This is a genomic window from Ferrovibrio sp. (assembly GCF_036381655.1).
In the GTDB taxonomy this organism is placed as follows: domain Bacteria; phylum Pseudomonadota; class Alphaproteobacteria; order Ferrovibrionales; family Ferrovibrionaceae; genus Ferrovibrio.
On sequence record NZ_DASVCJ010000029.1, the window covers coordinates 1 to 12740 of the forward strand.

18 protein-coding genes are annotated in these 12740 nt (G+C 67.2%); 3 read left to right on the plus strand and 15 right to left on the minus strand.

Annotated elements, in window-relative coordinates; translation table 11 throughout:
* The 10 genes from VF194_RS05880 to phnG form a co-directional block, all read right to left on the minus strand.
* On the minus strand, nt 1-177 hold a 177-nt coding region (locus tag VF194_RS05880), incomplete at its 3' end, for a helix-turn-helix domain-containing protein (RefSeq protein WP_330887949.1).
* A gap of 141 nt (nt 178-318) precedes the next feature.
* Nucleotides 319-960, minus strand: a complete 642-nt coding sequence (locus VF194_RS05885; protein WP_330888978.1) for a LysE family translocator — start codon at nt 958-960, stop codon at nt 319-321.
* Nucleotides 961-1016: 56 nt separating this feature from the next.
* Entirely contained in the window at nt 1017-1580 is a 564-nt protein-coding gene (gene phnN / locus VF194_RS05890) for a phosphonate metabolism protein/1,5-bisphosphokinase (PRPP-forming) PhnN (RefSeq protein WP_330888980.1), read from the minus strand.
* An 8-nt stretch (nt 1581-1588) separates the two neighbouring features.
* Nucleotides 1589-2734, minus strand: coding sequence for an alpha-D-ribose 1-methylphosphonate 5-triphosphate diphosphatase (locus VF194_RS05895; RefSeq protein WP_330888982.1), 1146 nt, complete (start codon nt 2732-2734; stop codon nt 1589-1591).
* Nucleotides 2731-3426, minus strand: coding sequence for a phosphonate C-P lyase system protein PhnL (gene phnL / locus VF194_RS05900; RefSeq protein ID WP_330888984.1), 696 nt, complete (start codon nt 3424-3426; stop codon nt 2731-2733). Before phnL ends, VF194_RS05895 begins: the two co-directional genes overlap by 4 nt.
* Nucleotides 3427-3434: 8 nt before the next feature.
* Nucleotides 3435-4211 carry a phosphonate C-P lyase system protein PhnK gene (gene phnK, locus VF194_RS05905; RefSeq protein ID WP_330888986.1) on the minus strand — a complete coding sequence of 259 codons (777 nt, stop codon included), beginning with the start codon at nt 4209-4211 and terminating at the stop codon, nt 3435-3437.
* Complete coding sequence (locus VF194_RS05910) at nt 4208-5131, minus strand: alpha-D-ribose 1-methylphosphonate 5-phosphate C-P-lyase PhnJ (RefSeq protein WP_330888988.1); 924 nt, start codon at nt 5129-5131, stop codon at nt 4208-4210. Before VF194_RS05910 ends, phnK begins: the two co-directional genes overlap by 4 nt.
* Nucleotides 5128-6225 (minus strand): carbon-phosphorus lyase complex subunit PhnI, encoded by a 1098-nt coding sequence (locus VF194_RS05915; protein WP_330888990.1) that lies wholly within the window; start codon nt 6223-6225, stop codon nt 5128-5130. The genes VF194_RS05910 and VF194_RS05915 overlap by 4 nt, the downstream gene beginning before the upstream one ends.
* A 1-nt stretch (nt 6226) precedes the next feature.
* The gene (gene phnH, locus VF194_RS05920) at nt 6227-6829 is read right to left on the minus strand and encodes a phosphonate C-P lyase system protein PhnH (protein WP_330888992.1); all 603 of its coding nucleotides are present in this window, start codon (nt 6827-6829) and stop codon (nt 6227-6229) included.
* A 2-nt stretch (nt 6830-6831) separates the two neighbouring features.
* Nucleotides 6832-7341 carry a phosphonate C-P lyase system protein PhnG gene (gene phnG / locus VF194_RS05925; protein WP_330888994.1) on the minus strand — a complete coding sequence of 170 codons (510 nt, stop codon included), beginning with the start codon at nt 7339-7341 and terminating at the stop codon, nt 6832-6834.
* Nucleotides 7342-7457: 116 nt separating this feature from the next.
* Here phnG and phnF point away from each other — a divergent pair, with 116 nt between their 5' ends.
* From phnF to VF194_RS05940, 3 genes are all read left to right on the plus strand, one after another.
* Nucleotides 7458-8225, plus strand: coding sequence for a phosphonate metabolism transcriptional regulator PhnF (gene phnF / locus VF194_RS05930; RefSeq protein ID WP_330888996.1), 768 nt, complete (start codon nt 7458-7460; stop codon nt 8223-8225).
* A gap of 151 nt (nt 8226-8376) precedes the next feature.
* Complete coding sequence (locus VF194_RS05935; RefSeq protein WP_330888998.1) at nt 8377-8931, plus strand: tetratricopeptide repeat protein; 555 nt, start codon at nt 8377-8379, stop codon at nt 8929-8931.
* Between the two features lie 119 nt (nt 8932-9050).
* Nucleotides 9051-10238, plus strand: a complete 1188-nt coding sequence (locus tag VF194_RS05940; RefSeq protein ID WP_330889000.1) for a urate hydroxylase PuuD — start codon at nt 9051-9053, stop codon at nt 10236-10238.
* 7 nt (nt 10239-10245) lie between these two features.
* Here VF194_RS05940 and VF194_RS05945 read toward each other — a convergent pair whose 3' ends face one another.
* Genes VF194_RS05945 through uraD form a run of 5 tightly spaced genes read right to left on the minus strand, consistent with a single transcriptional unit; the run spans nt 10246 to nt 12730 of the window.
* On the minus strand, nt 10246-10731 hold the full coding sequence (locus VF194_RS05945) for a hypothetical protein (protein ID WP_330889002.1): 486 nt from the start codon (nt 10729-10731) through the stop codon (nt 10246-10248).
* Between the two features lie 46 nt (nt 10732-10777).
* Nucleotides 10778-11428: a Crp/Fnr family transcriptional regulator gene (locus VF194_RS05950; protein WP_330889004.1), complete on the minus strand. Its 651-nt coding sequence runs from the start codon at nt 11426-11428 to the stop codon at nt 10778-10780.
* Entirely contained in the window at nt 11367-11840 is a 474-nt protein-coding gene (locus tag VF194_RS05955) for a nucleoside deaminase (protein WP_330889006.1), read from the minus strand. The genes VF194_RS05950 and VF194_RS05955 overlap by 62 nt, the downstream gene beginning before the upstream one ends.
* 1 nt (nt 11841) lies before the next feature.
* On the minus strand, nt 11842-12198 hold the full coding sequence (uraH, locus tag VF194_RS05960) for a hydroxyisourate hydrolase (RefSeq protein ID WP_330889008.1): 357 nt from the start codon (nt 12196-12198) through the stop codon (nt 11842-11844).
* Between the two features lie 16 nt (nt 12199-12214).
* Nucleotides 12215-12730, minus strand: a complete 516-nt coding sequence (gene uraD, locus VF194_RS05965) for a 2-oxo-4-hydroxy-4-carboxy-5-ureidoimidazoline decarboxylase (RefSeq protein WP_330889010.1) — start codon at nt 12728-12730, stop codon at nt 12215-12217.
* Nucleotides 12731-12740 lie beyond the last annotated feature (10 nt).

Consider the following 12740-nt stretch of genomic DNA (forward strand, 5'->3'; position numbering starts at 1 on the left):
TCGCGTGTTGCCCATCCGCTTGGCCGCCGGACTGCCGGTGGCGCGGTAGCGCTGCGACCACTTCACCACACTCGCCACGCTTACCCCGAAGGTTGCCGCCACCTTGCGGCAGGTCTCCCCAGCGGCAACCCGGGCCACTACTCGTTCACGCAGATCCAGCGAATACGGTCGAACCATCCCTGCTGACCTCCTACCAGCAGGGATGGTGAATCTGATTTCGTCGAAAACCCGAAACCCAAAACCGGCGCCGACTCACAAAGGACTCACCACCGTCTCAAACAGGTCCCAAGACACGATTCAGAGACATCGAACTACGCTCTAGGCCCGCCGCACCCCCTCCATGATCAGCCGCAGCCCGAGCAGTGCCATCACGCCGCCGGCCAGCCGGTCGATCCAGGTCTTGGCCTGCAGATAGACCTTGCGCGGGCGATCCGCGGAAAACGTGACGGCGACGATCACATACCAGCCGAACTCGATCAGGAATACCGAGGGCGGCAGAAGCAGCACCAGCCAGAATGGCGGATGCGCCGGCAGCAATGCGGCAAAGATACTGGCATAGACGACGGCCGCCTTCGGATTGCTCAGCTGGGTCGCCAACCCGACGGCGAACGAACGCAGCGGGCTGCGCTCTCCGGCTTGCGGCAGGCCCAGGCTCAGCGGCTGCGCTGCGCCGCGCCAGATGCGTACCGCCAGATAGAGCAGATAGAGCCCGCCGGCGGCCTTCAGCCCCAGATAAAGCCATTCGACCTGCGCCAGCAGTGCAATCAGGCCGCCGAGCGCGAGACTGGCGAAGACCATGCCGCCGAGTCCCATGCCGAGCGCCGCCGCGATGCCGTGCACCCTGCTGCCGGCAATCGCCGTACGCGCCACCAGGACGAAGCTGGGGCCGGGACTGGCGGCACCGACGGCAACGGCGCCGAGAATGCTGAAATAGGGAACCAGGGATGGGATGCTGCTCATGCTGGGCTCCATGCGTTGGGCGCCATCATAGCCGGCATGGACAGGGGCAGCAGCCTCTATATTGCGGGCCGCCCCACCAGACGGATGAAGTCCGCCACCGTCTCGGCGAGGGCGCCGTCGTTGTTCAGCATGACGACATCGGCGCCTGCCAGCCTGTAGGCCGCGGCCCGCTGCAGGCGCTCTTCGATTTCGGCTGGGGTTTCGCGGCCGCGCTTTTCCAGCCTGGCGCGGAGAATCTCCGGCGCAGCGGTGATGCCGATGACCAGCAGGTTCGGATAACGCCGCCGCGCTTCGTCGATGACGGCGCGCGAAACATTGACGACCACCTGCCGGCCGGCGGCAAGCTCACCGTCGATGGCTTTGGGAATGCCGTAACGCAGGCCATGCGCGGCCCAGGCGAGCGCGAAATCGCCACGCCGCTGCATCGCGGCGAAATCGTCCTCGCTGACGGCGATGTAATCTTCGCCGCCCAACCCGGCCGGGCGGGTGACATAGCGGCGCGGAAACACGATATCGCCGCGGCCGGACAGGGCGGCGCGGGCGCCGTCGATCACGGAATCCTTGCCCACGCCGCTCGGGCCGACCACCAGCACCAGACGGCCCCGATCGAGAACGGTCATCGTCTTCCCTACATCACGCGCCGGCCATGGCGCCAGACCGACCGCACCACCGGAACATCGTCGATCAGGCTGACCCGGATCATATCGGCACGCCGGCCGACCTCCAACGCACCGCGATCGGTCAGACCGACGGCCTCCGCCGGATTGACCGATGCCATCGCCACCGCCTGGGGCAGGCTGATGGGCGGCACTTCGCGCGGCAGCAGGAAAACGGACTGGATCATGCTGCTGGGCACGTAATCGGAAGAGATGATGTCGAGCTGCCGCTTTTCCGCCAGATCGCGCGCCGAGACATTGCCCGAATGCGAGCCGCCGCGCACCAGATTTGGGCCGCCCATCATCACCCGCATGCCATGGGCGCGCGAATATTCCGCCGCCGCATGAGTGGTGGGAAATTCCGCCACCACCATGCCGTCGGCGGCGGCTTCGGCCACATGCTCGATGGTCGCATCGTCATGGCTGGCAAGCGGCAGGCCGCGCGAGCGGCATAGCGCCACCAGGTCGCGGCGGTTCTTCGGGCCATGCGCCTCGGCGGCGGCGACCTGCTCGGCCATGAACCTGTCCATCGCCGCGCCGGAGAGGCCGAACTTGCCCTGGTAATATTCGCGGTACTTGTCGAGATTGGCGAATTGGCGCTGGCCGGGCGAGTGATCCATCACCGAAACCAGGCGGAGCCAGCTCAGGCCGGTCATCGGCTCGACCAGTTCCAGCAGATCCTTGAACGAGATTTCGCAGCGCAGATGCAGCAGATGCTCGGCGCGCAGCATGCCCGCCGTCTGCGCAGCCTCGATGGCGGCCACCATGTCGCGCAGGATCGTCATGCGCAGAGCGCCGTCGCGCATGTCGCCGACCGCAATCGCATCCATAACCGTGGTGATGCCGGCCGCGGCGATCTGCGCATCATGGTTGATCACCGCCAGCTTGCCCGGCCAGCGCACGCCGGGGCGCGGCGCGAAATGCTTCTCCAGGTTGTCGGTATGCAACTCGACCAGGCCGGGCAGCAGGTAATCGCCGCCGAAATCCAGGGCCCCCGCCGTCGGCGTACCCCGGTCGACAGCGGCGATCATTCCGGCGCGCACATGCAGGCTGCCCGGTTCCAGAACCGTATCGCGGCCGACGAGGCGGGCGTTGCTGATGACCAGGTCGGAACTCATGCCGCGACTCCAAGGCTTTGCATGGTGAACAGGCGCGTGGCGATGGCCGCCCGTGTCTCGCTGTCATGCACGATGGCGACGATCGCGGCGCCGCGGGCGCGCGAATCGTTGATCAGGTTTATGACAATTTTGCGGTTCTGCTCGTCCAGCGAGGCCGTCGGCTCGTCCAGCAGGAGGACCGGATACTCGGCCGCGAAACCGCGGGCGATATTGATGCGTTGCTGCTCGCCGCCCGAAAAGGTCGCCGGCGGCAGGCTCCACATGCGCTCCGGAATCTGCAGGCGGGCGAGCAGTTCGCCGGCCCGCGCCCTGGCGGCGGCGGCACCGATGCCGCGCGCCAGCAAAGGTTCGGCCACCACATCGAGCGTCGCCACGCGCGGAATGACCCGCAGGAACTGGCTGACATAGCCGAGCGTGCACCGGCGGATCGCCATGACGATGCGCGGCTCGGCATCGACGATATCGGTCATCGTGCCGTCATGGCGGATCAGGATGCGGCCGTCCTGCGGCCGGTAGTTGCCGTAGATCGAACGCAGCAGGGTGGATTTGCCCACGCCAGACGGGCCATGCAGGGTGACGCATTCTCCCGCCGCCACGCTGAGGAAGACGTCGCGCAATACCGGCAGGCTGACCCCGCCGCGCAGATGCAGCGTGAAGGACTTGGCAAGGTTTTCGACGCGGATCATGTCCATCAGAAGCCTCACACGCCGAGTACCGAGGATACCAGAAGCTGGGTATAGGCATGCTGCGGATCGTCCAGCAACTGGTCGGTCAGGCCGGTCTCCACCACCTCGCCGTGCCGCATCACCATCAGCCGGTCGGCCAAAAGCCGGGCCACGCCAAGATCGTGGGTCACGATGATCACCGCCAGATGGTAGTCCTGCACCAGGCGGCGGATCAGATCGAGCAGCCGCGCCTGCACCGAGACGTCGAGGCCGCCGGTCGGCTCGTCCATCAGCACGATGCGCGGGCGGGTCACCAGGTTGCGGGCGATCTGCAGCCGCTGCTGCATGCCGCCGGAAAAGACGCGCGGCAGATCGTCGACGCGATCCGGCGGCATCTCCACGGCCGTCATCCAGTCCAGGGCCGCCTGGCGCAGATCGCCGTAATGGCGCCCGCCCAGCGCCATCAGCCGCTCGCCGATATTGGCGCCGGCGGAGAAATCCATGCGCAGGCCGTCGCGCGCATGCTGCTGCACGAAGCCCCATTCCGTGCGCATCAAATGCCGCTTCTGCGCCTCGCTCGCCGCGACCAGATCGACGCTGTCGCCACCCGCCAAGCGATAGCGGATGGCGCCGGCATCGACCGGCAGCCGGCTGGCCAGGCAATTGAGCAGGGTCGACTTGCCCGAGCCGCTTTCGCCGACGATGCCCAGCACCTCGCCCGGCCATAATTCGAAGGTGACATCGCGGCAGGCGATTTGCCGGCCGAAGCTCTTGCGCAGCTTCTCGACCTCCAGGAGAGGTATGTCGGTCATTCCGCGGCCCCTTCCCGATAGGGCGCCGCCATGCGCCCGTGATGGCCGGCCTGCTGCCGGCCATGGCAGTAATCGGTATCCGAGCAGACGAACATGCGGCTGCCCGCATCGTCGAGGATCACCTCGTCGAGGAAGCTGTCGCTCGCGTCGCACAGGGCGCAGGTCTGCGGCCAGCGCTCGATCTGGAACGGATGATCCTCGAAGTCGAGCGGCTTGACCTCCGTATAGGGCGGCACGGCGTAGATGCGCTTCTCGCGGCCGGCGCCGAAAAGCTGCAGGGCCGCGTTCATGTGGAGCTTGGGGGTGTCGAATTTCGGAATCGGCGAGCAGCGCATCAGATAGCGGCCATTGACCATCACCGGATAGTCATAGGCGGTCGAGATATGGCCATGGCGCGAGATATCCTCATACAGCTTCACATGCATGACGCCGTATTCGCTCAGGCCATGCATCTTGCGGGTTTCGCTTTCGCGCGGCTCCAGCCAGCGCAGCGGCTCCGGGATCGGCACCTGATAGACCAGGATCTGGTTCTCGCTCAGCGGCGTCTCCGGCACGCGGTGGCGCGTCTGGATCAGGGTCGCCTCGCGCGTCTTCTCGGTGGTCGCCACGCCGGTCATGCGCTGGAAGAAGCGGCGGATCGAGACGGCGTTGGTGGTGTCGTCCGCGCCCTGGTCGATCACCTTCAGAACGTCGCCTGAGCCGATCACGGCCGCTGTCACCTGCATGCCGCCGGTGCCCCAGCCATAGGGCAGCGGCATCTCGCGGCTGCCGAACGGCACCTGATAGCCCGGGATCGCCACCGCCTTCAGTATGGCGCGGCGGATCATCCGCTTGGTCTGTTCGTCCAGGAAGGCGAAATTGTAATCCGCCAGATCGCCGGCTTGCCGGGCCGTGGCGGTGAAGCTTCGTTGCAGGGTCATTGCGCCGCCTCCGGCAGCTCCGCGGCGGCGCGTTCGATCTCGGCCCGCATGGTGCGGATCAGCGTCAGCTCGGACTGGAAATCGACATGATGCGGCAGCTTCAGATGCTGCACGAAGCCCGAGGCCTCGACGTTGTCGGCGTGATAGAGCACGAATTCCTGATCCTGCGCCGGCGCGGTGACATCCTCGCCCAGCGCTTCCGCCTTGAGCGCACGGTCGACCAGCGCCATGGCCATCGCCTTGCGTTCGGTATAGCCGAAGCTGAGGCCGTAGCCGCGGGTGAATTTCGGCTTTTCTGTTTTCGAGCCGCGGAACTGGTTGACCATCTGGCATTCGGTCACGGTGATATCGCCGATATCGACGGCGAAGCCAAGTTCGGGGATGTCGATCTCGACGCCGACCTCGCCGCTGCGGATCTCGGCCACGAAAGGATGCGAGCGGGCATAGCCGCGCTGGGTGGAATAGCCGAGCGCCAGCAGGAATCCCTCATCGGCGCGCGCCAGCGTCTGCAGCCGGACATCGCGCCCGGCCGGGAACATCAGCGGCGCGCGGGTCAGGTCGCCGACCGGCGCTTCGTCTGCATCCGGCGCCTCCTCCTCGATCAGGCCCTCGGCATTGAGGAAGTCGATCACCGGCGGGCAATCGACGGCAGCGCCCGGCCTGGCATCGGCCCTCGGCGCCTCGCCCGCGGCGGCCAGCGTGAAATCCAGCAGACGATGCGTGTAGTCGAAGGTCGGGCCCAGCAACTGCCCGCCCGGCATATCCTTGAAGCAGGAGGAAATCCGCCGCGATACCTGCATCTCCGCCGTGTCGATCGGCGCCGATACGGCGAGCCGCGGCAGGGTCGTGCGGTAGGCCCGCAGCAGGAAGATCGCCTCGACCTGATCGCCGCGCGCCTGTTTCAATGCCAGCGCCGCCAGATCGGGATCGTAGACCGAGCCTTCCGTCATCACCCGATCGACGGCGAGGCTGAGCTGTTCGCGGATCTGCGCCAGGCTGAGTTCCGGCACGGCGGCATCGCCGCGGCGGTCTTCCGCCAGCAGCTTATGGGCATTCTCGATGGCGGCCTCGCCGCCTTTGACGGCCACATACATGTCAGGCCTCCATGGCAATCGCCGTGCTGCGCGGCAGGCCGACCAGCACGCTGCCGCAGCAAAGGTAGATGTCCAGTCCGCGCGGAAAAACGGCCGGCAGCGCGGCGCGCTGGTGCCAGAAGTATTCCGGCAGGCCGCAGAACGGCATCGCCGTTTCGGACCTGATGCCCGGCCCGCGCCAGGTGAGCGCCGGCGCGCCCTGCAGGCTGCCGACCTGGATCAGCAAGGTCGCGCCGCGGTCCGGCGCCTCGTCGCAGCCCAGGCTGAACTGCTCCAGCGGCGGCAGCGGCTGCGCGGCATCGAGCAGGGCAAAAGCGGCCGCCTTGGCCTCGGCGAACGGCGCGCCGGTATGAAAGCGCAGCCAGTCGCGTATCTGCGGCCGGTCGAGGCCCGGCCCCAGCCAGACCGGCGTTTCGAAATCGCACAGCGTCAGCGCGGCGGCGGCCAGGGCCGGCCCGATGCCGTCCGGACGGCCCGGCTCGGCTTCGATGCGCGTCATCCGGCCCGGCCGGGCCGTGGCATCGAGCAAGGCGCGGAAACTCTGCTGGCTTTGCTGCACCGGATCGTCGAAGCCGGCGACGGGGGCGAGATTCGATCCGGCCATGTTCATTCTCCCCGCACCAAGGTGAAGAAATCGACCTTGGTGGCCGCGACCTTCGCGGCGCGCGCGCTGCGCCGCCCGGCCAGCCGCGCGCGTTCGGGCGCGATCAGCGCCGTTTCGATGGCCTCGCTGCGCGCCGGATCCTGCGCAAGCGCATCGAACAGGGCCACCAATTCTGCCTTGCGCTTGTCGCGGCCCTGCACATAGCCGACGCCCATCAGACCGTCCGGCTCCAGCGCCACCACGCAGCGGGTCACCGTCAGCTCGCCGAGATTGAAGCGCTGGCCGGTGCCGCCGGCCCGCGCGCGCACCATGACCAGACCGGTTTCCGGCGGCTTCAGGCGGCGGTAGCGCGGCTTCTCGCGCAGCCCGTCCCATGCCGCCTCCAGGCTGCCGAGCGAGGCCCGGGCAAGGATGGCGAGGCGGTCCTGCCGGCGGCGGAGCGGGGTGGCGCCGGCCCCGGCGGACTCGGCTGCGGTGGACTGATCTGGCGCGGCTTGCGGCGCGACGGACATCTCGACCTCTTGCGGATTTGTCTAAATTGGTCTAGACATCTATATATCTACACCCGACCTCCCTCAGGATCAAGCCGGCTGTCGGCGCACGCTCTATGGCATCGGACGGATCAGCATTGCAGACGAACGACCCCGATACGGCGGGTATCGAGACGGCGGGCATCGAGCGCGGCAAGGGCATGGCGGTCTGGCGCCAGATCGCCGCCGCCATGGAGCAGGCGATCCGCCGCGGCGAATATCCGGCCGGCAGCCAGTTGCCGACCGAGAAGCAGCTCGCGGCCAGCTTCGGCGTCAACCGCCACACCGTGCGCCAGGCGATGACGCGGCTGGCCGATCTGGGCCTGGTCCGCATCGAGCAGGGCCGCGGCATGTTCGTCGCCGAGGCGATGCTGGATTACAGGATCGGACCGCGCACCCGTTTCAGCGAAAACCTGCAGACGATGCAGAAGAAACCGACGCGCGAACTGGTTTTCGCCGAACGGATTGCGGCGCCGGCCGATATCGCCCGCGCGCTCGGCATCCCGACCGGCGCGCTGCTCTGGCAGATCGAAAGCCTGAACAAGGCCGATGGCCGCCCGGTCGGCATCAGCAGCCATTACTTCGCCGTCAGCCGCTTTCCCGACATGCCGTCGCTGTTCCGCCGCGCCGGCTCGATCACCGGCGCGCTGCGCGCCGCCGGCGTGACCGATTACCGCCGCCGCAGCACGCGCATCGCGGCCCGGCTGATTTCCGCCGGCGACGCCCGGCTGGCCGATCTGCCGCGCACCCGGCCGATCCTGGTGAGCGAAACCGTCAATGTCGATCCGCAGGGCCGGCCGGTGGAATTCGTCCGCGCCCGCTTCGTCAGCGAGTATGTCACGCTCACCATCGAGCATTGGGAATAAGGCAAAACCAGGCCGTTTACGGCGGCCGGCGGGCTAACGCGCCGCGATCGGGCAGTTCCGCCCCTGGTGCCGCCCATGCCGCTTGGCGGGGCGCAGGGCCAATCTATGTGTTAGCCGAGATGGTGGAACAGACCCGGGTGGGAGAGGCCCGATGCAGTTGCCGGTCGCCGAAATGTTGAAGCTGGTCCTGAACGGTGTGCGAAAGCGCAGCCCTGCGGCGATGCGCGACGGCCGGCTGGATACGCTGTTCGCCATGCTGCAGGAGCCGGCATCCGATCTTCCGGCGGAAGAGATCGAGGACGAGATCTGGGCGATCTGGACCGGCCATGACGATCCCGCCCTGGAAGCGCGTATGCAGCGCGCCATCTCCGCCATCGCGCGGCGCCGCTATGCCGAAGCCGAAACGCTGCTGGATGCCCTGACCGGCGAGGCGCCTGGCTGGGCCGAAGCCTGGAACAAGCGGGCGACGCTGTATTACCTGACCCGCCGCGACGCCGAAAGCCTGGACGATATCCGCCGCGCGCTGCAGCTGGAGCCGCGCCATTTCGGCGCCATCTGCGGCTTCGGCCAGATCTGCCTGCGCCATGGCGAGAAGGCCGCCGCCGCCAGCGCCTTCGCCGCCGCCCTGCAGCTCAATCCCCATCTGGAAAGCGTGCGCGCCGTGCTTTCCGAACTGGAGCCGGCCCCGCCGCCCCGCCTGAACTAGCCGGATCGAGACGGCGCCCCGGACGGCCCGATCCCCATTGACGATTCCGAGCGGCCTCGCTAGGGCTGGATTGCGCCGCGCCAAGGCGGCGCCTGCGCCGCTCGGAGTATCTTACGTCCATGACCGACATCGCCCTCGAATGGCTCAACCTGGTGCTGCGCTGGATGCACCTGATCTTCGGCATCGCCTGGATCGGTTCGTCCTTCTTTTTCATCTGGCTCGACAATTCGCTGCGCAAGGGATTGCACGCCAAGGACGGGGTGCAGGGCGAGGCCTGGATGATCCATGGCGGCGGCTTCTATTTCACCGAGAAATACACGGTGGCGCCGGCGCAGTTGCCGGAAACCCTGCATTGGTTCAAGTACGAGGCCTATTTCACCTGGCTGTCCGGCTTCCTGCTGCTCGGCGCGCTCTATTATGTCGGTGCCGATCTTTATCTGATCGACCCGGAGGTGCTGCCGCTGAAACCCTGGCAGGCAATCGCCATCAGCTTCGTCTCGCTGCTGCTCGGCTGGGTGATCTACGACCTGCTCTGCAAGTCGCCGCTCGGCAAAAACGACGCCCTGCTCGCCGTGGTCGGCTTCGTGCTGCTGGTCGCCGCCGCCTACGGCTACACCAGGCTCTTCTCGGCGCGGGCCGCCTATCTGCATGTCGGCGCGCTGATCGGCACCATGATGGTCGCCAATGTCGCGCATATCATCATCCCGAACCAGCGCAAGGCGGTCGCCCAGATGCTGGCCGGCCAAACGCCCGATCCGAAATACGGCAAGCAGGCCAAGCAGCGTTCGCTGCACAACAACTACCTCACCCTGCCGGTGCTGTTCGCCATGATCAGCAACCATTATCCGATCACCTACGGCCATCCTTACGGCTGGGTGATCCTGGCCGTGGTGATGGTGATCGGCGGCCTGGTGCGGCATTTCTTCAACCTGAAGAACCAGGGCCGCGGCAGGCGTTACGAGTTTCTGATCATCGCTTTCCTGCTTGTCGTCGGCCTGGCGTTCTTCACCCAATGGGATCCGCGCCGGACCACGTCGGCGCATGACGTCGGCATTGCGGACGTTCAGCGCATCGCGGCGGCGCGCTGCACGCCCTGCCATGCCGCCAGGCCGACCTACGAGGGCATCGCGGAAGCGCCGAAGGGCGTCATGCTGGAAACGCCGCAGGAGCTGCGCCGCTATGCCGCCCTGATCAACCAGATGGCGGTGCGCACCGAGACCATGCCGCCGGGCAATGTCACCGAGATCACCGACGAGGAGCGCCAGCAGCTCGGCGCCTGGATCGCCGCCGGCGCCAAGCCGAACTGAGCCTGCCCTATTGCAGCCGGTAGGCGGCGTGGCAGGCCGCGCAGGTCTGCGTTGTCTCGGCCAGGGCGCCGAGCGCCGCTTTCATGTCGCCGGTGACGCCGGCATCCTTGGCGGTGCGGGCGAAGCGGCTGGCGGCATGATGCAACGCCGTGCCGGCCTGCTGCATGCCTTCCGGCATCAAGGGCGCGACCTCATGCGCGCCATGCAGCGATAGCGAACTCATCCCCAGGCGGTTTTCGGCGATCTCGGCCGCGGCGTCGAAATCGTCCTTCGCCAAGGCCGCCTGGATTTCCGACAGCGCCAGCAGGTGATCGCGCATATTGGCCAGCGTCTTGATCCGCAATGCCTCGGGATAGGCGACGAGCCGGCGATCGTCTTCCGCCGCCTCATCGTTCATCGCCATATCGTGCCGGCGCTCGTCGCCGGCGGCATGGGCAATGCCGGTCAGCGCCCGGATGGCGAAGAAGAAAAGGACGAAAAGACCAGAGCGCATGCGGGCACCTCCATTCGGACGGACCCTATCCGCTGCGGCGCCCCCGTCATATGATCTGGATCATATCCTTCTGCCGCCGGATCTTCCGCGCCTTCTGCAGGGCGGCCAGCGCGCGGTAGACCGCCTCATGAGTCAGCCCGAGTTCCGGCGCGATCTCCGTCCACGGCCGGTCCAGCGTCACCATCGGCGGCTCACCCAACGCGTTCAGCCGGAGCCAGGCCAACAGCCGTAACTGCGCCGACCGGATATTGCGCAGTTCGAGCCGCGCGCGCAGGTCGCGCACCTGACGGCTGAGATGCCGGGCATAGCCCAACATCGCCTCAGGCTCGCGCTTCAGCGCCGCCAGCAGATCGGCCTTGGGCACGGCCTGCACAAGGCTGTCGGTCTCGGCCACAGCATCGCAATGATACCGGACGGCGAACAGCGCGGCTTCGGCGAAACTGTCGCCCGCCCGCGCGACATGCAGCGTAACGCCGCTGCCGTCATCAAGGTGCCGCACCAGGCGGACGCGGCCGGTTTCGACGCGAAAGATCGCCGTCGCCCTGTCGCCCTGACGGAATACCGCTTCGCCCGCCGCCAGCGCCCTGCGGCGCAGGCGGCCCGGCGGGATCAGCGCCAGCCAATCGGGATGATCGCTAATAGCGCACCTTGTCCGGCTTGGCGGCCCAGGCCTTGAACACCTCCAGCGCCTCGTCACGCAGGATCTGTTCGCATTTCAGGCTGCGCTGCCGGATCGGCCGGGCCATCTCGTCGTACAGAAAAGCATCGTCGAATTCGATCGCCGCCGCATCGGCCTGCGTGTTGCCGTAATACAGCGCATCGACCCGCGCCCAATAGGCCGCCGCCAGGCACATCGGGCAGGGTTCGCAGCTCGTATAGATCGTCGCCCCCGCCAGCGAGAAGCGACCCAAAGTCTTGCAGGCATTGCGGATCGCCACGACTTCCGCATGGGCGGTGGGATCGTTCTGCGAGGTCACCTGGTTCCAGCCCTCGCCGACGATCTTGCCGTCCTGCACGACGACGGCGCCGAACGGCCCGCCATGGCCGGCCTCCATATGCTTGCGGCTCAAGGCGATCGCGCGGCGCATGAAGGTCTCGTGTTCGCTCATCTTACGAACCCCGATAGGTCGAGAAGCTCCAGGGCGAGACCAGCAGCGGCACATGGTAATGCCCGTCCGCCTCGGCGATGCCGAAGCGGATCGGCACCGCATCGAGGAAAGGCGGGTTCGGCAGCGCCACGCCGCGCGCCAGGAAATACGCCGAGACATGGAAGACAAGCTCGTAGCGCCCGGTCCTGAAATCCGCGCCGTCCAGCAGCGGCGCATCGGCGCGGCCATCGCCATTGGTGGCGATCCGCTTGAGCAGCTTGCGCCCGCCGGCCTCGTCGACGGCGTGAAGCTCGACGGCCATGCCGGCGGCGGGCTTGCCATGCATGGTATCGAGCACATGGGTGGTCAGGCGGCCCATCGCATCCTCCTCCGGTTCACATAGCCGGCAGCAGCGCTTCCAGCCGCAGCCGCGCGATCCGGCCGACCTCGTTCAGCGCCGTGGCGAATTCTGCCGTCCTGTCGTTGGCGATGCGCTGTTCGAAGGCGGCGAAGATCTGCGCCTTCGTGCGCAGCCTGACGGCGATGATGAAGGGAAAGCCGTGCCGCGCACGGTAGGCCGCGTTCATCTCCTTGATGCGCGCCTTCTCCGCCGCAGTCAGCCTGGTCAGGCCGACGCTGTCCTGCTCGCCGCTGGATTGCGCCGTCAGCGTGCCGGCATCGGCCTCCTTGCCGGCCAATTCCGGATGGGCGCGCAGCAAGGCAAGTTTCTCCTCATCCGTCGCCGCCCACATGGCCCGCACCATGGCGCCATGCAGGCTGTCGAGGCTGGCGAATGGCCGCCGTTGCGCGGCGCGTTCGGCGATCCAGGGCGAATGCTCGAAAATGCCGCCCAGGGCGGCGGCGAAATCCGCCTCGGGGATCCGGTTCAGTGCGGCAAGGGCCAGGGTCATGCGCCTACTT